Genomic DNA, 22,362 nt, shown 5'->3' on the forward strand with positions numbered 1-22,362 from the left:
GGCGCTGCTCTCCTCAAGCGGTGCTAATTACAACCTCAGTCTTCGTCATCCTGGGGTTCGTCGTCGTCAAGCGGCTCATCGTCGGCACTGGCGTCGGCATCCGGTTGGCCCGGGGCTGCCGGTGCGGGACGTTCAGCATCCGGTGTTTCAGCCACATCCAACACCGATTCATCTTCGTCCGGCTCTTCGATCCGTTCGATGCTCACCAGACGTTCATCGTCTGCCAGGCGAATCAGTTTAACGCCCTGGGTGTTCCGCGACAGCACCGAAATGCCTTCCACAGCGGTACGCACCAGGGTGCCCTGATCGCTGATCAGCATGACCTCATCGCCCTCGAAGACCTGCTTGGCGCCAACCAACGGACCGTTACGATCGTTAGTCACCATGGCAATCACACCCTGAGTGCCACGACCTTTGGTCGGGAATTCATCGACCGCGGTGCGTTTGCCGAAGCCGCGTTCGGAAGCCGTCAGAATGGTGCCGTTTTCCTGCGGGATAATCAGTGAGATCACCACCTGACCATCCGGCATCTTGATGCCGCGAACACCACGTGCCGTCCGACCCATGGGGCGCACGTGATTTTCATCAAAACGCACGACCTTACCGGCATTGGACAACAACATGACTTCACGCTGGCTATCGGTCAGTGCAACGCCCACCAGCCAGTCATCGTCATCCAGCGACAGAGCGATCAGACCCGCCGAACGCGGCCGCGAGAAGGCTTCCAGTGAGGTCTTCTTAACGGTGCCGTTGGCAGTCGCCATAAAGATAAACAACTCAGGGTCGTATTCTCGAATCGGCAGAATAGCAGTCACCCGCTCTTCCGGCTCCAAGGGCAACAAATTCACCATGGGTCGGCCACGAGCGTTACGGCTGGCCTGCGGAATTTCGAAAACACGCAACCAATAGACCTTGCCTCTGTTACTGAAGCACAGGACCGTATCGTGACTGCTGGCGACCAGCAGATGTTCAATAAAATCGTCGTCTTTCAACGAGGATGCCGAACGACCTTTACCACCGCGACGCTGCGCTTCGTAATCGGTCAACGGTTGAGTTTTGGCGTAACCGCCATGGGAGATGGTGACCACCATATCTTCTTCGGTGATCAGATCTTCCATCGACAGGTCGAGACGGCTGGCAATGATTTCGGTTTTACGTGCATCGCCGTATTGATCTTTAACAGCCAGCAACTCTTCGCGGATCACTTCCATCAAGCGCTCATAGCTGCCCAGAATGCGCAGGTATTCACCGATATCATCAATGATCTGTTTGTACTCACCGATCAGTTTGTCATGCTCTAAACCGGTCAGTTTTTGCAGACGCATGTCGAGAATCTGTTGCGCTTGTTCCGGCGACAGGAAGTAGCGCTCATCGCGCACGCCATAAGCGTCGTCGAGATCTTCCGGACGGGAAATATCGGAACCGGCACGCTCCAGCATAGCGGCCACATCACCCAGCTCCCAGCTCTGTGCCAGCATGCGCTCTTTGGCTTCGGCGCCCGTGGCAGAACCACGGATCAGCTCGATCATTTTATCGATGTTGGCCAGAGCGATCGCCAAACCTTCGAGAATATGACCACGCTGACGTGCCTTGCGCAGTTCAAAAACAGTCCGGCGCGTGACCACTTCGCGACGGTGGCGAATAAAGGCGTCGAGCAACTCTTTCAGGTTCAGTACGCGTGGCTGGCCATCAACCAGCGCCACAGTATTGATGCCGAACACCTGTTCCAACTGTGTCTGGGAATAAAGGTTGTTCAACACCACATCACCGGACTCGCCACGCTTCATTTCGATGGCGATGCGCAAACCGTCTTTATCGGATTCGTCGCGCAGTTCGGAGATGCCTTCAATTTTCTTCTCTTTAACCAGCTCGGCGATCTTTTCGATCAGGCGCGCCTTGTTCACCTGGTAAGGAATTTCATGAACGATGATGGATTCACGACCGGTTTTGTCGTCGACCAGCACTTCCGCCTTGGCGCGGGTATAGATCCGACCACGACCAGTGCGATAGGCCTCAACAATGCCTTTGCGGCCGTTGATGATGCCGCCGGTCGGGAAGTCCGGCCCGGGGATATATTCCATCAGGTCATCGATGGTCAGGTCCGGGTTTTCCATCAGCGCCAGACAGCCGTCGATCACTTCGCTCATGTTGTGCGGCGGAATGTTGGTCGCCATACCAACGGCGATACCGGAGGCGCCATTGACCAGCAAGTTAGGTACACGAGTGGGCAGAACATCGGGAATCAGTTCGTTGCCGTCGTAGTTTTCTACGTAGTCGACGGTTTCTTTGTCCAGATCGGCCAGCAGCTCGTGCGCGAGCCGCTGCATACGGATTTCGGTGTAACGCATCGCCGCAGCGGAATCGCCGTCGATGGAACCGAAGTTACCCTGACCGTCGACCAGGGTGTAGCGCATGTTAAAAGGCTGCGCCAAACGGACAATGGTGTCGTAGACCGCAGAATCGCCGTGCGGGTGATATTTACCGATGACGTCACCCACCACACGGGCGGATTTTTTATAAGGTTTGTTCCAGTCATTGCCGAGCACGTTCATGGCAAAGAGGACGCGCCGGTGAACCGGCTTTAACCCATCGCGCACATCCGGCAGCGCTCGTCCGACAATGACGCTCATGGCGTAGTCCAGATAGGACTGTTTGAGCTCCTCTTCGATGTTGATCTGGAGGATTTCTTTGGCTAGCTCACCCATGCGGTACGGTATCCTTAGCGGTTCAATGAGACGCTGCTGAAGAACGGAAATTGGCGCCTTAATCGGCTGCCGGCTCCACCTTTGGACGCAACGTACAATGGCGCGAAATCATACCACAAATCAATGAGATAGATATAACCGATCGGCTCGTCAATGGGTCGATGCGCTGGTGATCCCGGCGTTGAATCACTAGACTATGCGCACCTGGCCGACCGGCCATTCACCCATTGCTCAAAAGGGACACCATGGAACGCATCGACAGCCTGATCCAGGCGCACTGGATCATCCCCGTCAACCCTCAACGCGACGTCCTGGTGGACCACAGCCTGGCCATCAAAGACGGCGTCATCGTTGCCATCCTGCCGACCGATCAGGCCAACGCCAAGTACCAGGCCGACGACACCGTCGATCTGGGCGAAAGCGCGCTGATCCCCGGTTTCGTTAACACCCACGGCCACGCCGCCATGGCGTTGTTTCGCGGCATGGGCGACGACCTGGAACTGATGACCTGGCTCAACGATCACATCTGGCCGGCCGAAGGCGCCTGGGTCGGTGACGAATTCGTTGCCGACGGCACGGAACTGGCCATCGCCGAAATGCTGCGCTCCGGCACCACCACCTTTGCCGACAACTACTTCTTCCCAGCGGCGGCCGCGAAGATCACCGAAAAGGCTGGCGTCCGTGCTCAGTTCTCCTTCTCGGTCATCGACTTCCCGACCAACTGGGCCAAGACCGCCGACGAGCACATCGACCTGGGCATGGAACTGGTCGAACGTTATAAAGGCCACAGCCACATCAAGATGATGTTCGGCCCGCACGCCCCCTACACCGTTTCCGACGAGCCGATGATTCGCATTCGCGATCTGGCCAAGAAAAACGATCTGATGATTCAGATGCACGTGCACGAAACCCAGACCGAAGTCGACGGCGAAATTGAAAAACGCGGCAACCGCCCGATTCGCCGTTTAAAAGAACTCGGTTTGCTGGGCCCTCAATTCCAGGCCGTGCATATGACCGCGCTGAACGACGACGACATCGCCGACATCGCCGAAACCAAAACTCACGTCGTGCACTGCCCCGAATCCAACCTGAAACTGGCCAGCGGCTTCTGCCCAGTCGATAAGCTGCAAAAACTCGGTGTTAACGTCGCCCTGGGCACTGATGGAGCCGCCAGTAACAACGACCTGGATATGATGGGTGAGATGCGCACCGCCGCCATTCTGGCTAAGGCCGTGGGCCAAAGCGCCACCGCCCTGCCGGCGATGGAAGCACTGGCGATGGCGACGCTGAACGGTGCCAAAGCCATGGGTTGGGACAGTGAGATTGGCAGCCTGGAAGTCGGCAAACGCGCTGACATCACCGCCGTGCGTCTCGATGACCTTGAAAGCCAGCCGCTCTACGACCCGGTATCGCACCTGGTTTATGCCTCCACCCGCGATCAGGTCAGCGATGTCTGGGTTGACGGCAAACGCCTGCTGAAGCAACGCCAGCTGACCACCCTCGACCGCGACGCCATCATGACCAAGGCGCGCAACTGGCAGGCGCGCATCAGCAAAACACAATAAGTCGAAGGCGGTGACGCCCCGCGTCACCGCTCGCTCACTCCTAACGCTTGAGGCATCACCGTGACCGCTAATATCGACCCGGCCGAACTGGAAAAATTTGGCGCCCTGGCCAGCCGCTGGTGGGATCCGGATTCCGAATTCAAACCCCTGCACGACATTAATCCGGCCCGTGCCGGCTATATCGATGAGCACCTCAATGTCGCCGGCCTCAAGGTCGTCGATATCGGCTGCGGCGGTGGCATTCTGACCGAAGCGCTGGCACAGCGCGGCGCCATCACCACCGGCATCGATATGAGCGAAGCGCCGTTGAAGGTCGCCAAGCTGCATGCGCTTGAAGGCGAGCTGAACATCGATTACCGACAAATCACCGCCGAAGCCCTGGCCGAGGAAGCCGCCGGCAGCTACGACGTCGTCACCTGCCTGGAAATGCTCGAACACGTACCCGATCCGTTTTCGGTGATTCAGGCGGTGCAAAAACTGCTCAAGCCTGGCGGTCGCGCCTTTTTCTCGACCATCAACCGCAACCCCAAAGCCTGGGCCATGGCCATTGTCGGCGCCGAATATGTGATGCGTTTGCTCCCACGCGGCACCCACGAATATCGCAAGCTGATCCGCCCGGCCGAACTCAACCGCTGGGCCAGCGAAGCCGGCCTGAAGGTCACCGGGATGCGCGGCATGCACTACAATCCGTTCACGCGTCGCACACGCCTGAACCACGATGTTTCGGTGAACTACCTGCTGACCGCCATCAAGCCAGAAAGCGCATGAGCCAACGCGCCCTGCTGTTTGATCTCGATGGCACCCTGCTCGATTCCGCGCCGGCCTTTATGACCGCCATGGATGCCTACGCCGACTCCGTCAGCCTGCCGCGGCTGACTGAACATCGCGAGCATTATGCTTCGGCCGGAGCCCGCGCTGCGGTGGCGGCCATCCACAACATCGATCGCACCCATCCGAAATTTCAGGACTATCGCGAGGCTTTTCTGGCGATCTTTCTGGACACGCCGGTTGAGCTGAATCACTGGTATCCCGGTGTCGAATCCTTGCTCGCTACCCTGACCGACCAAGACACGCCCTGGGGCATCGTCACCAACAAACCACGCCCCCATACACTGGCCGTGCTGGACGCCCTCTTGCCGCAAACGCCACCGGCGTTGGTGTGTCAGGGCGACCTACCGACCATCAAACCCGATCCAGCCATGCTCTGGGCCGCCAGCGACGCGCTCAAGGTTCAAGCGGCCGACTGTCTCTATGCCGGCGACCACGAGCGCGACATCCAGGCCGCCCAGGCAGCCGGTATGCGTTCGCTGGCCTGCAGTTACGGCTACCTGCACGCCGACGACGACCCACAACAATGGCAGGCTGATGATCTGGCCGAATCCACGCACCAACTGACCGAAAAGGCGCTGCAATGGCTGACACCTCTCCCCAACTGACCCAAGACGATCTGGCACTCGCTTCAGGCGATGCGGCACTTAAAGACAAAGTCATCGTCGTGACCGGCGCGGGTGCCGGCATCGGTCAGACCATGGCGCTCGACTTTGCACGCGCCGGTGCGCATCTGGTGTTGATCGGCCGCACTCAGGAAAAACTGGAAGCGGTCTACGACCAGATCGAGGCGGAAACCGACACCCAGCCGATCATCTTGCCGGTCGATCTGGCCGATATCACAGCGGACAACGCCCGCGAGCTGGCGCATGGTATCGAGCAGACTTACGGCCGGCTCGATGGCGTCCTGCTCAATGCATCGCTGCTGGGCGACAAGATGAGCATTCAACAATATTCGCCAACCGTCTGGCGCAAGGTCATGCAGGTCAACCTGGACAGCAGTTTCTACCTCAGCCAGGCGCTGTTGCCCCTGTTGCAAGCCAGCTCACACGGCCGACTGATCTTCACCACTTCCAGCGTCGGCCGCAAAGGGCGCGGCTACTGGGGTGCTTACGCGGTGTCAAAATTCGCCACCGAAGGCCTGATGCAGACCCTGGCTGATGAAGTCGGGACGGTATCGCCGCTGCGCGTGCACTGCATCAATCCCGGCGGTACCCGCACGGCAATGAGAGCCACCGCCTATCCAGCGGAAGATCCGTCGGAAGTGCCGGCACCAGAAGCTCACACAGCCTTTTATCGCTACCTGATGAGCGATCACAGCCAGGCCTTTAATGGTGTTTCCTGGGACGCCCGCGATTACCTGGCTGACTGAATATTCCTCAACAACCAAGACCTTGCTTAACGACTGCCGGCGGCGACAATTTTCCGGCAGTCACTTTGCCGCCGGCAACGGCAAACCCTGGCCGATTCGTCATTTTTTTGCCGTCTCTATCCTTAACCTATTGTTTTATAAGGCTTTATAAGATTGGCACACAAATCGCTTAGTGGTGCTGCAAACAGCAACGGCGGTTATCAGGATGGTTACCAGTTTTACACAACGACGCCCAACACAGCAGACCGGTGCAAACCGTTCCCGGTCCGCCCAGGCCGTTCCAGAGAGCAGCCCAACGCTGGATCAGCTCAAAGAATTCCGGCTGAATTTGATGAAGCAACTGCAGGCGACGCTCGACCTCGAACAGATTCTGCGCACCTTCTTCAATGAACTGCAGCATCTGGTGCCGCTGGATGGCTGTCACTATGTGGCCGACAGCGTCGGTCTGGTGCTGGACTTCGGTGAAACCGGGCGGCATCGCTGCAACTACGAACTGAGCCTGAACGACGAACAGTTCGGCCGGCTCGGTTTTTCGCGCAATAAACGCCTGCAGGAAAAAGAAATGCAGTTGCTGGAATCGGTGATGGACGTACTGGTCTATCCGATGCGCAACGCCCTGCTCTATCGCAAAGCGCTGGCGACGGCGATGATTGATCCGCTCACCGGCCTGAACAATCGCGGCGCCATGGCGGTGACCCTGAATCGCGAGATGGACCGCATGCGTCGCCACGATCAGGACATGAGCATCCTGATGGTGGACATCGATAACTTCAAAGACATCAATGACCGCTACGGTCATCTGGCCGGTGACGATGTCCTGCGCCAGGTCGCGCAATTGATCGACACCACCATTCGCGGTTGCGATGCCTGCTTCCGTTTTGGCGGGGAAGAATTCCTCATTATGCTGACCGATTCCAACCTGCCACTGGCGCGGATGGTCGCCGAACGCCTGCGTCAGACCATCAGCGAACAGACGCGTTCACCGGCACCCAACACGCCGGTGACGATCAGTGTCGGCGTCGCCCATTTCGATGATGAATCAGACTGGCCGGAACTGGTCGACCGCGCCGACCGCGCGCTTTACCAGGCGAAACAAGCCGGGCGTAACCGGGTGGCGACGGACCATCCGCAGACCACCACCGCCCAAGCGCTTTAATCGCGATCGCGGCGCGTTCGCCCTTTGGGTTTGGGCGCGTCGGCCTTAGCTTTTTCACGGCTAGACTTAGCCGCGCCTGCCTTGGGTTTCACCGAACGACGCGTCTTCTGGTTTTCCATACGGCGCTTGTTCGGGTCGTGCTTATTGGTAACCACCGACTTCCAGGGCGCCGACGGCAGATCCACGCGCTTGGCAAGCTTATCGATTTCCGCCTTGGGCATTTCTTTCCAGGTGCCGGCGCGCACATCGGCATCGAGAAACACCGAGCCATAACGCACCCGTTTCAGGCGTGAAACCTTCAAACCCTGGCTTTCCCACAAGCGACGCACTTCGCGGTTACGGCCTTCCATAATCACCACGTGATACCAGACATTGGCACCGCGACCGCCGAACTCCTGGATGTCGGTAAAACGCGCCGGGCCGTCTTCCAGCTCGACACCGGCGTGCATGGTTTCGACCTGCTCCTGAGTCACCTCACCCAGGACGCGCACCGCATATTCTCGGTCGATCAAACCCGATGGATGCATCAGACGATTGGCCAGTTCGCCGTCGTTGGTGAACAGCAACAGACCCGACGTATTCAAATCCAGACGACCGACAACAATCCAGCGTTCACCAGGCAGATGCGGCAGCCGATCGAAGACGGTTGGCCGGCCTTCCGGGTCGCGCCGGGTGCAGACTTCACCTTCCGGCTTGTTGTAGATCAGTACCCGACGGACGCGTTGCTCTTCGATTTTGACGACCTTACCGTCCAGCTCAAGCTTGTCTTCTGAGTCAACCTTGTCACCCAGCTTGACCAACTCGCCGTTGACGCGCACCCGGCCTTCTTCGATGGCGCGCTCCATATCACGACGCGAGCCTTTACCGGCTTTGGCCAGGACTTTCTGTATTCGTTCACTGCTCATTGTCTTCCTCTCCGCCCTGCTGGTCGTTCTCCCGAGCGTCCAACAGCGCTTGTTGTTGCGCCAATTTTTCTTCAATGATGCGCAGGTGGTCGGCTTCGCTTAAAGGTTCGGAGCCGTCGTCGGTGGTTGCTGTATTGTCACTTGCTGCTGTCTTGTCGTCTGCTTCAAAAGCGTTCTGAGCTTCGCCAGACGACATCGATTCATCTTCGTCGTCGCTGTCGGTTAAATCCAAATCCGGATGTTCATGGCCAGCGCGCTGTGCTTCAAAAGCCTGCTCAATGGCATCGTTGACCGCGTCCATTTCCGACAGCTCGTCGTCGAGCCGTTCATCTATGTAGTCGTTACCGGTCTTGCCGCTACGCTCATCTTCACGCAGCCGATCGACCATCGAACTGAAGCTGATCTCGGCCTGGCTGTCGACCGAACCCGCGTTATCGGAGTCGTCATTCAATGCCAGCTCCGGCGCCAGATCATCCAGGTCGCGGATTTCACCGAGGCTCGGCAATTGGTCGAGACTGGTCAGGCCAAAATGGTCGAGAAACTGACGCGTGGTGGCGTACATCGCCGGCCGACCCGGCACATCGCGATGACCAACCACGCGCACCCATTCGCGTTCCTGTAACGTCTTGATAATGCTGGAGCTGACCGAAACGCCGCGCACATCTTCGATTTCACCCCGGGTAATCGGCTGGCGATAGGCGATCAACGCCAGGGTTTCCAGTAAGGCACGCGAATAACGCTGCGGTTTTTCTTCCCACAACCGGCTGACCCAGACGCCCAGGTCAGACCGGGTCTGGAAACGCCAGCCGCTGGCGACCTCGACCAGCTCCAGGCCGCCGCCGCTGTATTTGGCGATCAACTCGGCCACCAGGCTACGAATGATGCGCCGGTGTGGCCGCTCATGATCAACAAAGAGCGCGCCCAACTGGGCGACCGACAACGCAGTGCCCGCCGCAAACAAACCGGCTTCGAGAATGTGTTTAACATCGTCCGGGGCGTGACCGCCGTAGGGATCACCCACTTCTTCAGCCGGCGGATCGGCGTCTTCTTCGTCCGCTTCGCGGCCGTCCCCCAGATCCGGATCGTCGTGCGCGGCCGGATCGGCTTCCGGCACGGCATCGTCATCGGCGGCTGCGCTGGAAACCTCGGCTGTTTCAGCGCTCGCTTCGGCTTCATCCTCGGCCGAGGTCGATTGCGCATCGGGCGTTGTTTCAGCTTCGCCCGGCACGGAGTCGTCGTCGAGTTTTTTATCTTCGGGGTTATTAGGTTCCGTCATTCACCACGAGCCTTTACATGAATGGGCGCGAACGCCTCGTTCTGAATCAGATCGATCAAGGATTCCTTGCACAATTCCATCACCGCCAGGAAGGTCACCACCACACCGAGGCGACCTTCGTTGGCGTCAAAAAGCGTAATAAAAGGCACGAAAGCACCGCCGGATAAACGCTCCAAAACTTCGCCCATGCGCTGGCGTGTCGACAGTGTTTCACGTTGAATTTCGTGTTCTTCAAACATATCAGCGCGCGCCATCACATCTTTCAGCGCCAGCAGGATTTCGCGCATATCGACATCCGGATGCAGCTTGGGTCGTTGATAATCCGGCTGGTGTTCGGCCGTGGTGTAGATATCGCGACCGACGCGCGGCTGCTCATCCATATTTTCGGCTGCGGTTTTAAACTGTTCGTATTCCTGCAGCCGACGAATCAACTCAGCGCGCGGATCTTCTTCCTCGTCCTCGTCGTCGACAGACACCCGCGGCAGCAGCATCCGGCTTTTGATTTCCGCCAGCATCGACGCCATCACCAGATATTCGGCGGCCAGCTCCAGTTGCAGGGCATGCATCAGTTCAACGTACTGCATGTACTGCTCGGTGATCTGGAAGACGTTGATGTTAAGAATGTCGAGGTTCTGCTTTTTGATCAGATAGAGCAGTAAGTCGAGCGGACCTTCGAAGGCATCGAGAAAAACTTCCAGCGCATCGGGCGGAATGTACAGATCCATGGGAATCTGCGTCATCGCCTCGCCTTCAATCACCGCGAACGGCATTTCCGTCTGTTCCAGACGAGCACGCTCGCGCAGCCGCTCCAACGCTCTTTCTTTGGCGCTGACGGCATCGGTCATCACCGGCGTCTCACTGGGCTCAAACAAAGGCTGAACGGTGTTTTCGGTGACCGCTGCTTCAGCTCCGGTGTTTTCCGAAGCCGCGTCGGTCGTCTGATCAACCGGCTGATCGTCAGGCGTTTCGCTCACTGCGCTCTCCGTGCTCGTTATTGCGCAAAGGGTGTGACATCGCCAGCGCCTTCGCGCAAGACTTCCGGCACTTCATCCAACAGACTGACTATGGATGATTCTTCCAGACCGCAGAAGCCGCCATCAATCACCAGATCCAGGTCATGCTGCAAGCGGTCACGGATGTCTTCCGGGTCGCTTTGTGGCGCGTCATCACCTGGCAAAATCAACGAGGTGCTGATCATCGCCTCACCCAATTCAGCCAGCAAAGCCTGAGCAATGGGGTTGGCCAGCACACGCAAACCGATGGTGCGTCGCTTGGGGTGCATCAAACGCCGTGGCACCTCACGCGTCGCCGATAAAATAAAGGTCAGCGGACCGGGGGTATTATTCTTGATCAGCCGATAGGCGACGTTGTCGACCTTGGCAAAATTAGACAGTTCCGAGAGGTCGCGACACACCAGGGTAAAGCGATGGTTGTCATCCACCTGACGAATACGGCGGATACGATCAATGGCCTGTTTGTTTTCCAGGCAGCAACCCAAGGCGTAGGCACTGTCGGTCGGATAAGCAATGACACCGCCATTGCGTAAAATCTCGACGGCTTGCTTGATCAAACGAGGTTGGGGTGTTTCCGGGTGAATCGAGAAAAACTGGCTCATACTGTATTGGCTCCCGCCAAGGACCTGAGTAAGTGGCGCCACTTTAGCACTGCGGCACCTGCTTGGAAAAGCATTGCAGCGGCGCGGGTTTAGCCCAGCAAAGCATCCACCAGCCGCTTACCCTGAGACGGCCACTGCGGATACCAACCGAGCCGCGCCCAGGGCGTATCAGGCTGATGAAAATCGCTGCCGCCGCCGATCAGCAAATCGCGCTCACAGCAGCTATTGACCAGACGCTCGCGCATCTGCGCTGGCATCGCCGGACAGCAGACTTCCACGGCTTCGCCGCCGGCTTGCTGAAAATCTTCCAGCAGTTGATCCAGCTTGCGCCAGGTGAGCTTGTAACGATGAGGATGCGCCAGCACTGCCTTGCCGCCACTGTTACGAATATCCGCTATGGCTTGTTCCAGTGGCGGCCAACCCTGTTTGACATCGCCGACCTTGCCGGTGCCCAGCCAGCGTTTGAATGCCTGAGCGCTGTCTTTGGCCTGACCACTGCTGACCAGATAGCGCGCCACATGCGGACGACCGGGCAAGGCACCCGCCGCTTCCAGGCGAATGGCGTCTTCATCCATCGTTAAACCAGCGCGCTGCAACACAAACATCAGCCGCTCAAAACGCTGTTCGCGCGCCTGCACATAACGTTGTTCCACCGCCAGCCAGGCATCGCTGTAGACATCCATGCCGATACCGACAATATGGATATTACGCCCCAACCACAGCGACGACAGCTCGGCACCGGGCCACAAACGCAGCTCATCGCACAGCTCGCCGTCGGCGCGCAGGGCGCGATAGCCAGCAGCGGTATCGTGATCGGTTAATACCAGGTGCGACAGGCCGGCATCCTTGGCGCGGTCGTACACAGCCTGCGGCGGCAGCACGCCATCCGAAGCCTGACTATGGCAATGCATTTCCCAAGGGTGACTGATATTGGTATTCAAACGGACGCCTGTTGCTGTCGCTTCAAAGAGTCCCGTATTATGCCTGCCTTGTTGTTCCGCATCACCCAGGGAGTTGATCGTCATGTGGTATGCCATTGTCAGTGAAGACGTCAGCGACAGTCTGCGCTTGCGTCAAAGTGTCCGCCCCGCCCATCTGGCACGACTGGGAGCCTTGCAGGCCGAAGGCCGTTTGCTGGTTGCCGGCCCCACACCCGCCATTGAAAGTGACGACCCGGGCGAGGCTGGCTTCACCGGTTCGGTGGTGATTGCCGATTTCGAATCGCTGGCCGCCGCCAAGGCCTGGGCCGATGCCGACCCCTATGTTGATGCCGGTGTCTATGCCCAGGTCAGCGTGAAACCGTTCAAACGGGTTTTCTAACCCAGACACCGCCATCGCTCCGGCTTGATCTATACCTTGCGTGCGGTGTTGGATTGCTTACACTCTGGAACCTCTGTGGACCCCGACACCTGGGAAGCTCTGCCGGCGATAACCTCAACATAAACGCCCAGAGTTTCCATCTGACTTAAATAACGACAGCTAACAAACGGAAGCCGTAACATGACCCGATTCTCCACCGCCAAAGTTCTTCTCGGTCTGATCACCACTGCAGCGATCAGCGCTGGAACCCTGGCCGAAACCCGCTGGCTTAGCGATGAACTGTGGGTAAACCTGCGCGCCTCTGCCAGCGATAGCGCTCAGGTCCTGCAAACCATTGGTTCTGGCACGCGCATGGAAACCCTCAGCGACACCGCTGAAAACGGTTATCTGAATGTCCGTACCGAACAAGGCACCGAAGGCTGGATTCCGCGTCGCTATACTCAGACCACGCCGACAGCCTCGCTGCGCCTGAGCAATCTCGCAGCTGAGCGTGACCAGTTGCAACAGCAATTGAGCGAGTTGGAAGAGCGCCATCGTCAACTGCTCGCCAACCGTGGCGATGTCAGTGGTGAGCTGGAAATCCTGCGCGAAGAAAACGAACGCCTGGCCACTGAGCTGAACGAAATCACCGCCATCAGCGGCGACGCCATCGCCCTGGATGAGCGCAACAAAGAACTGACGGAAAACAACGCCCGCCTGAAAAACGATCTGGACCTGGCGCAATCCCAGCTGTCCGAGATTCGTGAAAGCAACGACAGCAGCATGTTGCTGGCCGGTGGTGCACTGATCTTTGTCGGTCTGGTGCTCGGCATTGTTCTGCCACGTATCCGCGCCAAGCGTCGCGACAGCTGGGCCTGACACCCGCTTTTATCCGGCGCCGCTTCATGGCGGTGTCCGGATCATTCTAAAATCCCATCCCTGAGGCCACGCTGCCAAGACCACTGCGCCAGACACCGGAGGTCATGTGAAACTCGCCTTTACCAAGAAAGAGTATCTGCAACGGGTTAAGAAAGTGCGCCGCGAAATGCGCACACGCAAAGTCGATCTCCTCATCGTTACCGATCCAGGCAATATGAACTGGCTCACCGGCTACGACGGCTGGTCGTTCTATGTGCACCAGGGTGTGGTGGTCCATGTCGATCAGGAAGAACCCATCTGGTTCGGTCGTCGCATGGATGAAAGCGCTGCCCTGTTGCGCTGTTTTATGAAACGCGAAAACCTCACCAGCTACCCCGAAGAATACGTCCAGAACCTCGACAAACACCCGATGAGCTGGCTGGCGGAGCATCTGTTTATCGCCAACGACTGGCATGGCGCCACCATCGCTACCGAGATGGACAACTACTATTACACCGCCGATGCGCACCGTAATTTGCGCCTGGCGATGCCCGAAGCGCGCTTTGTCGACAGCCACAATCTGGTTAACTGGTGCCGGGCCATCAAGTCGGCCAAGGAAATCGAGTACATGCGCATTGCCGGGCGCATTACCGCCAAGATTCACCAGCGCATTTTAGATGTGGCCCGGGTCGGCATTCCCAAAAGTCACGTGGTCTCGCAAATCTACGAAACCGCCATTGCCGGCATCGACGGCTACAGTGGTGACTATCCGTCCATTGTGCCGCTGCTGCCATCAGGCGAAGAGGCATCGGCCTCGCACATCACCTGGGACGAAAAGCCCTTCCGCGCCAACGAAGGCACCTTTTTTGAGATATCAGGTTGCTACAAGCGGTACCACGCGCCGATGTCACGCACCCTCTATATGGGTCGTCCCAGCGCCCGCTTTCTCAACGCCGAAAAAGCCCTGCTCGAAGCCATCGATGCCGGTCTGGAACAGGCCAAGCCGGGCAATCGCACCTGCGATATCGCCAACGCCCTGGATGCCACCATGGCGCACTATGGCATCGACCGTCAGGGCGCACGTTGCGGTTACCCGGTGGGCGTCAGCTATCCGCCGGACTGGGGCGAGCGCACCTCCAGCCTGCGCGCCACCGACACCACCGTGTTGCAGCCGGGCATGACCTTCCACTTTATGCCGGGTATCTGGCAGGACGACTGGGGCATCGAAATTACCGAGAGCATTTTGATCACCGAAACCGGGGTGGAAATGCTGGTCGATTTCCCACGTCAGCTGTTCGTTAAATAGCATCTCACGCTGCCGGGGTGACGCCCGGCTGTGTTAGACTCGGCGCCAAATCTCTGCCAAGAAATCACCATGGCCTGGTCCGACACTCCTATCGATAAAGCTTTCAGTCTGGGTAACCTGGCCGACCTGCTGAGCCAGGGTTTACTCGGTTCGATGTCGCGCTTCAGTCACTTCCAGATCGTTGAATGGTGTGCGCGTTTTGTCGATGAATTCGATCGCGAAACCGACCCTCAACTGCCCACCACACCCGCAACCGCCCTCGATATCGCCGACGACGTTGTGGTGCAGTGGGAACTGCATATCGCCACCCAATATACGCTGGAAGATCTGAACCGCTTTACGCTCAGCGATATCGTGCTACCCAAAGCCTATTTCGAAAGCTGGCTTAATCAATTGCTGGACCTGCCACAAGCACACTGATGGAAACGCCTCTACTGGAAACCACGGCCGATGGCACACCGCGTTCGGCCCGCTTTGGTGATGTTTATTTCTCGGCCGCTGGTGGCCTGGATGAAAGTCGCCATGTTTTCCTCAACCACAACCGACTCGCCGAGCGCTTTGCCGCCCTGCCCGATCATGGCCATTTCTGTATCTGCGAAACCGGTTTTGGCACTGGGCTGAATTGCCTGGCCGCCTGGCAGTTGTTTCAGCAAGTCGCTCCGGCAACCGCCCGACTGACCTTTATCAGCACCGAACGCTACCCCCTGAATGCCGAACAAATTGACGCTGCCTTAGCGCCATGGCCAGAGCTGTCAGCCTTGCGCTCGGCTCTGGTTGACCGCTATCCCAGCTGTTTCGAAGGCTTCCACAGTGTAGAGCTGGCCGACAATGTCGAGTTGCTGCTGTTGCTCGGTGACGCCAACGACACCCTGACCGATCTCAATGCCAGCGTGGACGCCTGGTTTCTCGACGGTTTCGCGCCGGCCAAGAATCCTGATCTGTGGCAGCCAGCGTTGTTCGAAGCGATGAACCGCTTGTCCAAAGCCGGCGCCACCGCAGCGACCTTCACCGCCGCCCGGCTGGTGCGTGACGGCTTAAGCGGCGCTGGTTTTCAGGTTGAACGCGTCGCCGGCTTTGGCCGCAAACGCGATATGGTGCGGGCAGACTTTATCGGCCGCTGCGGTCCGCCACGACCTGGCTTATGGCCTGCTAACGAATGGGCCTGGCCGGCGACAACACGCCAGGCGCGACAGGCAATCGTCATTGGTGCCGGTTTAGCTGGCGCGCACAGCGCCTGGGAACTGGCGCAACGCGGCTGGCAGGTAACCGTCCTGGAACAGGCCGAGGGCGTTGCCGCCGGTGCTTCCGGTAATGCTCAGGGTGCGGTTTATGCGCGCCTGTCAGCCCAGGATGCCGTCGCCAACCGCTTTCACAACCAGGCGCTGGAGTTGGCGCAGCAGCGCTTGCGGCATTTTCCCGAAACGGTGCCTCACGCCGCCTGCGGTTTGCTGCAGCTTAATCAGGGCGCCAAAGAAACCGCCCGCTTCGAGCAGTTTCAACAGTCCCAGCCTTTCCCGGCTGATTTCGTCGAATGGATCGATGCACCAACGGCCAGTAACCAGGCCGGCGTTCCGCTGGATCAGGATGCGCTGCTGTTTCGTAACGGCGGCTGGGTGAATCCGGCGGAACTGGTTAAACACCGCCTGAATCATCCGAATATCCAGCTAAAAACCAGCTGTCAGGTGGTAAGCGTCGAATACCAAGACGGTTATTGGTCAGTTGGATGCGAAACAGCACAAGGCGAGATGCATTACCAGGCAGCGCAGTTAATTCTGACAACCGCCTGGGAAACCTCGAAATTTACGCCCACCGCTCACTTGCCGGTGAAACCGATCGCCGGCCAGGTCAGCCGCATTGCCAGCACGAAAGCCTTATCAGCACTGAAAATGGTGTTGTGCAGCGATCGTTATCTAGTACCAGCCGATCAAGGCATTCACAGTCTGGGCGCAACCTTTCGCCTGCGCGACAATCGCGCCGAACTGCGCAGCGAAGACGATGCCGATAACCTGACAGCGCTGCACCAGCGCTTACCACTATTGATCCAGGGCGACGAAGCCATCGTCTCAGCGCGTGCTGGTGTGCGCTGCGCGGCGCCCGATTATTTGCCGTTACTGGGTCCGGTGGCCGCGCCGGAAAAACTCGCCACCGACTACGGCGAGGCGCTGCGCAAAAGACGCACCGACCGTCAGCCGCCGGTGCCTTACTACCCCGGACTCTGGGTCAATATCGCTCACGGCTCCAAAGGATTAACCAGCATTCCGTTAGCGGCCAAGGCGCTGGCCTGCTGGTTGAACGACGAGCCGATGCCCATATCCCAGAGCGTGCTGAACCATCTGAACCCCAACCGCTTTGTCATTCGCCAACTGATCCGTGGAGATCGATGAGCCGCTATAGACCACCTCGCCCCCGCTCGACCGCCGTCATCACGCCCGAAGGCGAAGCCCGGTTGCGCGCTGAACTACAGCAACTGTGGAAGGTAGAGCGACCGCAAGTGACGCGTGAAGTGTCGGACGCGGCCAAGCTCGGCGACCGCTCGGAAAACGCCGAATACATCTACGGCAAGAAACGGCTGCGCGAGATCGACAGCCGGGTGCGTTTTCTCAGCAAACGGCTGGAAAGCCTCAAGGTGGTCACTGCCCGCCCGGACAACCCCGAGCGCATCTTTTTCGGCGCCTGGGTCAAGCTGCTCGATGGCGATGACCAGCCGCGAGTGATGCGCATCGTCGGGCCGGACGAATTTGATGTCGATCCGCGCTATATCAGCATCGACTCACCACTGGCACGCGCCCTGCTGAACAAAGCCGTCGATGATGAGGTAATCGTCCAGACACCCGCAGGTGAAGCCGAATACTGGGTCGAAGCGCTCAGTTACGATGGCCCTATTGAAGATTGAGCGATCGCGCTGCGATAGTGCTAGAATTCGCGCCCCGCTATTCACTGCCACTGTTCCGGAAGCCCCATGACCCGTCTGTTTGTCGACAATCTCACCGTCCTTGATTTCAGCTACCTGCACCCGAACCGGGGTGTGGTCGGAGAAAGCTGGATTGTCGATGTCGAGCTGGAAGGCGAACTGAACGACGAAGGCATGCTGTTCGACTTCGGGCATGTCAAAAAACTGCTCAAGCAGGCGCTCGACAGCGGTATGGATCACACCCTGGTCGTTCCCCTGGCTTTGCCGGGTCTGACTCTTACCGAGGAAGCCGATGGCGAGCGACTGAACATTGAATACCGCGCTACCGACGGTCAACTGAAGTTCCGCTATCAGGCACCGCGCGAAGCGGTGTTCCAGCTCGACAGCAGCAGTGTCAGCATCGAAGCGGCGCGGCCGGCGCTGGAAGCTCACCTCAATACGCTGGTGCCGGCGAACGTGCGTAAGGTGCACTTGCATCTGCACACCGAACAGATCGACGGCGCTTTTTATCACTACGCCCACGGTCTGAAAAAACACCAGGGCGATTGCCAACGACTCTGTCATGGCCACCGCTCACGCCTGGAAATCTGGCGCGATGGCCAGCGTGATACCGAGGTCGAACGCGACTGGGCGCAACGCTTCGCCGACATCTATCTGGTAACGGCCGAAGACCAGCTCGACAGCGCTGAACCCAACCTGACCCACGTCGGCTACGATGCCGAACAAGGCCGCTTCGACGTCTGGCTGAGCAGCCAACAATGTTATGCGATGCACAGCGACACCACCGTGGAATTGATCGCCACGCACCTGGCCCATGAACTCGGCCGCGAGCATCCGCAATCTCAGTGGCGCGTTAAAGCCTTTGAAGGCGTGCGCAAGGGCGCCATCGCCGAACACCGACCATGACGCTCTGAGTACGCGATGGTAAACTGCGGCCTCGATTCCCAGCCCGACATTTTCACAAGGTCCCAACGCTCGCATGACGCTTTATCTGTACAACACCCTGTCCGGTCAAAAAGAAGCTTTCCAACCGCTCGATCCGAACCGGGTAACCTTCTATGCCTGCGGACCCACCGTCTATAACTACGTGCACGTTGGCAACGGCCGTTCGGCGACCGTTTTCGATCTGCTCTATCGCTTGCTCAGCCGGCTGTATCCAACCGTGGTTTTCGCGCGCAACCTGACCGACGTCGATGACAAGATCAACGCCGCGGCCAAAGCCGAAGGCGTCGATATTGGTCAGTACGCCCAGCGTTTTATCGATGCTTATCAGCAAGACATGGACGCGCTCGGTAATTTAACGCCGACCATCCAGCCACGCGCGACCGAAACCATCGACGAAATCATCAATATCATCGAACGGCTGATCGCCAGCGATAACGCCTATGTGAGCGACGGCCATGTGCTGTTCGCGGTCGACAGCGCCGACGATTACGGCCGCTTGTCGCATCGCAAACTGGACGACATGCAGGCCGGCGCCCGGGTCGAAGTGGCCGATTACAAACGCCATCCGTTGGACTTCGTGTTGTGGAAACCGTCCACCGACGACCTGCCCGGCTGGGACAGTCCCTGGGGCCGGGGTCGGCCGGGCTGGCACACCGAATGTACGGCGATGATTTTTAAGCACCTGGGCGAGACCATCGACATTCATGGCGGTGGCAGCGACCTGGTATTTCCGCATCACGAAAACGAACGTGCCCAGGGTTTATGCTGCGTTGCCGATCATCCTGCCGACGGCACCGGCTATGCGCGTTATTGGGTTCACAACGCCATGCTCGACGTCGACGGCGAGAAGATGTCCAAGTCGCTCGGCAACTTCACTGTGCTGCGCGATTTAATGGCCAATCAGCCCGGCGAACTGGTGCGTTTAGCCTTGCTGTCAGCGCACTATCGCTCCAACCTGAATTGGTCCGAGCAATTGCTGCATCAGACCCGCCAGACACTGGACCGTCTCTATACGGTGCTGCGTGACAGCGAAGGAATTGAAGCCATAGCACCCGAAGATCCGCTCCAGCTGGATGCGTTCCAGGCATTGCTCGATGACCTGAACACACCACGTGCCCTGGCCGCCTTGCACGAAACCAGCAATCGCTTTTTCAAAACCAGCGATGCCGATGAACGCGCCCGATTAAAAGGCGAAATTCTTGCCGTGGCCGAAACCCTGGGCATTTTGCAACAGACACCGGAACAATGGTTCCAAGGTGGCGGCGACAACGCCGGCGGCCTCAGCAATGACGCCATCGATGCTTTGGTCGCCGAACGCCAAAGCGCCAAAAAGAACCGCGACTTTGCCCGCGCCGATGCCATCCGCGATGAACTGGCCGCTGCCGGTATCGTCATTCAGGACACGCGTGACGGCGCACGCTGGTCACGCGAAGGCTGAGCATGTTGAAGTGGCCGCTGATCGCCCTGGTGTACCTGTATCGCTGGTTGATCAGTCCGCTACTCGGTCCGCGCTGTCGGTTTTACCCGACTTGCTCGGAATACGCGCTGATCGCACTGAAACATCACGGCGCCGTTAAAGGCAGCTGGCTGGCGGCCAAACGCATTGCACGTTGCCATCCGGGACATCCCGGTGGTATTGATCCGGTACCGGGCGTACCGCTGCACGACCGCAACGAGGATTCAAACCATGATGATTGATAAACAACTGCTGAATATTCTGGTGTGCCCGGTGACCAAAGCGCCCTTGCAGGTCGACCGGGAAAAGAGTGAGCTGATTTCCACCGCCGCCAAACTGGCCTACCCCATCCGCGATGGCATTCCGGTCATGCTCGAAGACGAAGCCCGAGCGCTGGGTCAGGAAGAATACGAATACTGGCTCTCCAAAAAAAGCAGCCACCGCTAAGGGTGGCTGTTTTGTTTCAGTATCCCATCTTCTGACCGGTCCAGTTATCAGGACTCCTCACCAACATCGGGTCCCGCTGTCGTCCTGCCCGAATCCGGCGTATCTACCCGCTTAGCGGCAGCCCGACCTCCGTCGTCTTCCGGTGACGCAAAATGCACCGTCTGCGTCGGGAAGGCGATCTCCGCTTCGTGCTCATCAATGATATCGATAATGCGCAACATGACGTTCTGCTTAACTGCGTGATAGGTCACCCAGTCGGTGGTCTTGGTAAACGCATAAATAAAGAAATCGATCGATGAAGCGGCAAACTTATTAACGTTGACGATCAGGGTTGAGTTGGTATCGATGTCCTCATGCGATTCGAGCATGTCACGAACGGCTTTTACAATATCGCCAACCTTGTTGGCATCGGCATAACGCACGCCGATGGTCTCAAAAATGCGCCGATTCAACATCCGCGATGGGTTCTCCACCGAAATACTGACGAAGGTCGCATTGGGCACATAGAGCGGACGCTTATCAAAGGTTCGAATGCGGGTCAGCCGCCAACCAATATGCTCTACCGTGCCTTCAATTTCCTGATCGGGAGAGCGAATCCAGTCACCCACCTTAAACGGCTGATCGAGGTAGACCATCAAGCCACCAAAGAAATTCGCCAGCAGATCTTTGGCGGCAAAACCGACGGCAATACCGCCGATACCACCAAAGGCCAACACACCGGACACGCTAAAACCCAAGGCCTGCAATACCACCAGAGCGGTGGTGATCAGCACCGACAAACGCAGCAATTTGCCCAAGGCCGAAGCCGTGGTGGCGTCAAGCGGCTTGCGCACATGGTTCGGATCCTGAGCGGTGACTTCGCCGCGCTGGATAAAGGACGTCATAAACCAGGCGAAGATGACGATAAAGGAAACTTCGCGTACCGGATCGACAATATCGAAAATCGGTTCATCGGAAATACTGCGTACGATCGACGTCGCCAACAACAAACCATTGACCCAGATAAACAGACGCACCGGTTTGCGCGCTGAATTGACCAGCAAATCGTCCCAGAAAGTCTTGGTTTTGGCAGCGCCCTGTTCGAGGCGATCAAAGACTTTCTTTGCGATATAACTGGCCACAAGCGTTGCCAGCACAATCGCAAATACCTGAACAATCCAGGCGTTCTCGCGCCCCAGGTTGAGCAAATCGACAACCGTATTGAGGCTCTCGTTCAGAGTTTCTTCCACGCCGGACTCCTTAACACCATGACTTTATAAACAGGCCGCATAACTTAACCGCCCATGATAACCATAGACGCAGCGACACTGCAGAAAAAATCGGCAATTACTGGGCTGAATCCTGTTGGCGCGCCAGCCCAGACTGTCGTTTTAACCAGCCGGTCAATAAACGAATCCAGGCATAGGCGGCGATTGAACCGATCAGAATGATGGCCTGCTGGGAGAAACCGCTGCCGATCAGGCAGGCGATCAGGCCGTACTGCACCAGATAACCACTGAGCAAGGCACTCCAGCGACACACCACAGTGGACCGGGCCGCTTCCAGAAAGCACACCAGCGGTACGAACAATAAGGCTGCAAACCACTGGGCGTGGAGCAGTAAGGACTGAAAAAAAGAGGCGTCTGTCATGGCGGCGCATTCTAACGACACGACAGCAAAGGCCACAGCCCGCCAATGAATTATTTGCGATAACCAGCGCACATTTTCATCGTTCTGAC

Annotated in this window: 23 protein-coding genes; 15 read left to right on the forward strand and 8 right to left on the reverse strand. The window is 58.0% G+C overall.

Translation table 11 applies throughout. The features are described 5' to 3' along the window. Nucleotides 1–35: 35 nt before the first annotated feature. Nucleotides 36–2,705: a DNA gyrase subunit A gene (gyrA, locus tag ACXAE6_RS15920; protein ID WP_475150827.1), complete on the reverse strand. Its 2,670-nt coding sequence runs from the start codon at nucleotides 2,703–2,705 to the stop codon at nucleotides 36–38. A gap of 245 nt (nucleotides 2,706–2,950) precedes the next feature. On the opposite strand from gyrA, the gene ACXAE6_RS15925 reads away from it, so the two are divergent. The 5 genes from ACXAE6_RS15925 (at nucleotide 2,951) to ACXAE6_RS15945 (ending at nucleotide 7,626) form a co-directional block, all read left to right on the forward strand. Then, nucleotides 2,951–4,270: a TRZ/ATZ family hydrolase gene (locus ACXAE6_RS15925; RefSeq protein ID WP_475150829.1), complete on the forward strand. Its 1,320-nt coding sequence runs from the start codon at nucleotides 2,951–2,953 to the stop codon at nucleotides 4,268–4,270. Between the two features lie 60 nt (nucleotides 4,271–4,330). Continuing rightward, nucleotides 4,331–5,038 (forward strand): bifunctional 2-polyprenyl-6-hydroxyphenol methylase/3-demethylubiquinol 3-O-methyltransferase UbiG, encoded by a 708-nt coding sequence (gene ubiG / locus ACXAE6_RS15930; RefSeq protein ID WP_475150832.1) that lies wholly within the window; start codon nucleotides 4,331–4,333, stop codon nucleotides 5,036–5,038. Then, nucleotides 5,035–5,706 carry an HAD family hydrolase gene (locus ACXAE6_RS15935; protein ID WP_475150840.1) on the forward strand — a complete coding sequence of 224 codons (672 nt, stop codon included), beginning with the start codon at nucleotides 5,035–5,037 and terminating at the stop codon, nucleotides 5,704–5,706. Before ubiG ends, ACXAE6_RS15935 begins: the two co-directional genes overlap by 4 nt. Then, nucleotides 5,682–6,470 (forward strand): YciK family oxidoreductase, encoded by a 789-nt coding sequence (locus tag ACXAE6_RS15940; protein WP_475150843.1) that lies wholly within the window; start codon nucleotides 5,682–5,684, stop codon nucleotides 6,468–6,470. Before ACXAE6_RS15935 ends, ACXAE6_RS15940 begins: the two co-directional genes overlap by 25 nt. 331 nt (nucleotides 6,471–6,801) lie before the next feature. After that, nucleotides 6,802–7,626, forward strand: a complete 825-nt coding sequence (locus ACXAE6_RS15945; protein ID WP_475150847.1) for a GGDEF domain-containing protein — start codon at nucleotides 6,802–6,804, stop codon at nucleotides 7,624–7,626. Here ACXAE6_RS15945 and rluB read toward each other — a convergent pair. From rluB to ACXAE6_RS15970, 5 genes are all read right to left on the reverse strand, one after another. Next, the gene (gene rluB, locus ACXAE6_RS15950) at nucleotides 7,623–8,531 is read right to left on the reverse strand and encodes a 23S rRNA pseudouridine(2605) synthase RluB (RefSeq protein WP_475150849.1); all 909 of its coding nucleotides are present in this window, start codon (nucleotides 8,529–8,531) and stop codon (nucleotides 7,623–7,625) included. The genes ACXAE6_RS15945 and rluB overlap by 4 nt on opposite strands. Further along, a complete protein-coding gene (gene scpB, locus ACXAE6_RS15955) occupies nucleotides 8,521–9,807 on the reverse strand; it encodes an SMC-Scp complex subunit ScpB (RefSeq protein ID WP_475150851.1) in 1,287 nt (428 codons plus the stop codon). Before scpB ends, rluB begins: the two co-directional genes overlap by 11 nt. Next, entirely contained in the window at nucleotides 9,804–10,781 is a 978-nt protein-coding gene (locus ACXAE6_RS15960; RefSeq protein ID WP_475150854.1) for a segregation and condensation protein A, read from the reverse strand. The genes scpB and ACXAE6_RS15960 overlap by 4 nt, the downstream gene beginning before the upstream one ends. Before the next feature lie 17 nt (nucleotides 10,782–10,798). Next, on the reverse strand, nucleotides 10,799–11,422 hold the full coding sequence (locus ACXAE6_RS15965; protein WP_392803638.1) for an L-threonylcarbamoyladenylate synthase: 624 nt from the start codon (nucleotides 11,420–11,422) through the stop codon (nucleotides 10,799–10,801). 89 nt (nucleotides 11,423–11,511) lie between these two features. Beyond that, nucleotides 11,512–12,447 carry a hypothetical protein gene (locus ACXAE6_RS15970; RefSeq protein ID WP_475150857.1) on the reverse strand — a complete coding sequence of 312 codons (936 nt, stop codon included), beginning with the start codon at nucleotides 12,445–12,447 and terminating at the stop codon, nucleotides 11,512–11,514. Between ACXAE6_RS15970 and ACXAE6_RS15975 the strand changes: the two genes are divergently transcribed. The 10 genes from ACXAE6_RS15975 (at nucleotide 12,446) to ACXAE6_RS16020 (ending at nucleotide 20,644) form a co-directional block, all read left to right on the forward strand. Then, a complete protein-coding gene (locus tag ACXAE6_RS15975) occupies nucleotides 12,446–12,742 on the forward strand; it encodes a YciI family protein (RefSeq protein ID WP_475150860.1) in 297 nt (98 codons plus the stop codon). The genes ACXAE6_RS15970 and ACXAE6_RS15975 overlap by 2 nt on opposite strands. Before the next feature lie 180 nt (nucleotides 12,743–12,922). After that, on the forward strand, nucleotides 12,923–13,600 hold the full coding sequence (locus tag ACXAE6_RS15980; RefSeq protein ID WP_392803632.1) for a TIGR04211 family SH3 domain-containing protein: 678 nt from the start codon (nucleotides 12,923–12,925) through the stop codon (nucleotides 13,598–13,600). Between the two features lie 106 nt (nucleotides 13,601–13,706). Beyond that, nucleotides 13,707–14,885, forward strand: a complete 1,179-nt coding sequence (locus ACXAE6_RS15985; RefSeq protein ID WP_475150865.1) for a M24 family metallopeptidase — start codon at nucleotides 13,707–13,709, stop codon at nucleotides 14,883–14,885. 69 nt (nucleotides 14,886–14,954) lie between these two features. Beyond that, on the forward strand, nucleotides 14,955–15,305 hold the full coding sequence (locus ACXAE6_RS15990) for a hypothetical protein (protein ID WP_475150867.1): 351 nt from the start codon (nucleotides 14,955–14,957) through the stop codon (nucleotides 15,303–15,305). Then, entirely contained in the window at nucleotides 15,305–17,269 is a 1,965-nt protein-coding gene (gene mnmC, locus ACXAE6_RS15995; protein WP_475150869.1) for a bifunctional tRNA (5-methylaminomethyl-2-thiouridine)(34)-methyltransferase MnmC2/FAD-dependent 5-carboxymethylaminomethyl-2-thiouridine(34) oxidoreductase MnmC1, read from the forward strand. The genes ACXAE6_RS15990 and mnmC overlap by 1 nt, the downstream gene beginning before the upstream one ends. Then, nucleotides 17,266–17,778 (forward strand): transcription elongation factor GreB, encoded by a 513-nt coding sequence (gene greB, locus ACXAE6_RS16000; RefSeq protein ID WP_475150872.1) that lies wholly within the window; start codon nucleotides 17,266–17,268, stop codon nucleotides 17,776–17,778. Before mnmC ends, greB begins: the two co-directional genes overlap by 4 nt. A 66-nt stretch (nucleotides 17,779–17,844) precedes the next feature. Next, the gene (locus ACXAE6_RS16005; protein WP_475150875.1) at nucleotides 17,845–18,702 is read left to right on the forward strand and encodes a 6-carboxytetrahydropterin synthase; all 858 of its coding nucleotides are present in this window, start codon (nucleotides 17,845–17,847) and stop codon (nucleotides 18,700–18,702) included. Between the two features lie 73 nt (nucleotides 18,703–18,775). Further along, nucleotides 18,776–20,179 (forward strand): cysteine--tRNA ligase, encoded by a 1,404-nt coding sequence (cysS, locus tag ACXAE6_RS16010; protein WP_475150879.1) that lies wholly within the window; start codon nucleotides 18,776–18,778, stop codon nucleotides 20,177–20,179. A 2-nt stretch (nucleotides 20,180–20,181) separates the two neighbouring features. Continuing rightward, on the forward strand, nucleotides 20,182–20,439 hold the full coding sequence (gene yidD, locus ACXAE6_RS16015) for a membrane protein insertion efficiency factor YidD (RefSeq protein ID WP_475150881.1): 258 nt from the start codon (nucleotides 20,182–20,184) through the stop codon (nucleotides 20,437–20,439). Continuing rightward, nucleotides 20,432–20,644, forward strand: coding sequence for a Trm112 family protein (locus ACXAE6_RS16020; RefSeq protein WP_199224318.1), 213 nt, complete (start codon nucleotides 20,432–20,434; stop codon nucleotides 20,642–20,644). Before yidD ends, ACXAE6_RS16020 begins: the two co-directional genes overlap by 8 nt. Before the next feature lie 47 nt (nucleotides 20,645–20,691). On the opposite strand, the gene ACXAE6_RS16025 is transcribed toward ACXAE6_RS16020, so the two are convergent. Next, nucleotides 20,692–21,861: a mechanosensitive ion channel family protein gene (locus ACXAE6_RS16025; RefSeq protein WP_475151769.1), complete on the reverse strand. Its 1,170-nt coding sequence runs from the start codon at nucleotides 21,859–21,861 to the stop codon at nucleotides 20,692–20,694. A 109-nt stretch (nucleotides 21,862–21,970) separates the two neighbouring features. Further along, nucleotides 21,971–22,273, reverse strand: a complete 303-nt coding sequence (locus tag ACXAE6_RS16030; protein ID WP_475150883.1) for a hypothetical protein — start codon at nucleotides 22,271–22,273, stop codon at nucleotides 21,971–21,973. Between the last annotated feature and the right edge of the window lie 89 nt (nucleotides 22,274–22,362).

The sequence above is a fragment of the Saccharospirillum sp. ABV4_185 genome (assembly GCF_056159245.1).

Coding starts and splice junctions, on each gene's coding strand:
- gyrA (WP_475150827.1), bottom strand. CDS start 2,705: ATGGGTGAGCTAGCCAAAGAAATCCTCCAGATCAACATCGAAGAGGAG.
- ACXAE6_RS15925 (WP_475150829.1), top strand. CDS start 2,951: ATGGAACGCATCGACAGCCTGATCCAGGCGCACTGGATCATCCCCGTC.
- ACXAE6_RS15935 (WP_475150840.1), top strand. CDS start 5,035: ATGAGCCAACGCGCCCTGCTGTTTGATCTCGATGGCACCCTGCTCGAT.
- ACXAE6_RS15940 (WP_475150843.1), top strand. CDS start 5,682: ATGGCTGACACCTCTCCCCAACTGACCCAAGACGATCTGGCACTCGCT.
- ACXAE6_RS15945 (WP_475150847.1), top strand. CDS start 6,802: ATGAAGCAACTGCAGGCGACGCTCGACCTCGAACAGATTCTGCGCACC.
- rluB (WP_475150849.1), bottom strand. CDS start 8,531: ATGAGCAGTGAACGAATACAGAAAGTCCTGGCCAAAGCCGGTAAAGGC.
- scpB (WP_475150851.1), bottom strand. CDS start 9,807: ATGACGGAACCTAATAACCCCGAAGATAAAAAACTCGACGACGACTCC.
- ACXAE6_RS15965 (WP_392803638.1), bottom strand. CDS start 11,422: ATGAGCCAGTTTTTCTCGATTCACCCGGAAACACCCCAACCTCGTTTG.
- ACXAE6_RS15975 (WP_475150860.1), top strand. CDS start 12,446: ATGTGGTATGCCATTGTCAGTGAAGACGTCAGCGACAGTCTGCGCTTG.
- ACXAE6_RS15970 (WP_475150857.1), bottom strand. CDS start 12,447: ATGACGATCAACTCCCTGGGTGATGCGGAACAACAAGGCAGGCATAAT.
- ACXAE6_RS15980 (WP_392803632.1), top strand. CDS start 12,923: ATGACCCGATTCTCCACCGCCAAAGTTCTTCTCGGTCTGATCACCACT.
- ACXAE6_RS15990 (WP_475150867.1), top strand. CDS start 14,955: ATGGCCTGGTCCGACACTCCTATCGATAAAGCTTTCAGTCTGGGTAAC.
- mnmC (WP_475150869.1), top strand. CDS start 15,305: ATGGAAACGCCTCTACTGGAAACCACGGCCGATGGCACACCGCGTTCG.
- greB (WP_475150872.1), top strand. CDS start 17,266: ATGAGCCGCTATAGACCACCTCGCCCCCGCTCGACCGCCGTCATCACG.
- ACXAE6_RS16005 (WP_475150875.1), top strand. CDS start 17,845: ATGACCCGTCTGTTTGTCGACAATCTCACCGTCCTTGATTTCAGCTAC.
- cysS (WP_475150879.1), top strand. CDS start 18,776: ATGACGCTTTATCTGTACAACACCCTGTCCGGTCAAAAAGAAGCTTTC.
- yidD (WP_475150881.1), top strand. CDS start 20,182: ATGTTGAAGTGGCCGCTGATCGCCCTGGTGTACCTGTATCGCTGGTTG.
- ACXAE6_RS16020 (WP_199224318.1), top strand. CDS start 20,432: ATGATTGATAAACAACTGCTGAATATTCTGGTGTGCCCGGTGACCAAA.
- ACXAE6_RS16030 (WP_475150883.1), bottom strand. CDS start 22,273: ATGACAGACGCCTCTTTTTTTCAGTCCTTACTGCTCCACGCCCAGTGG.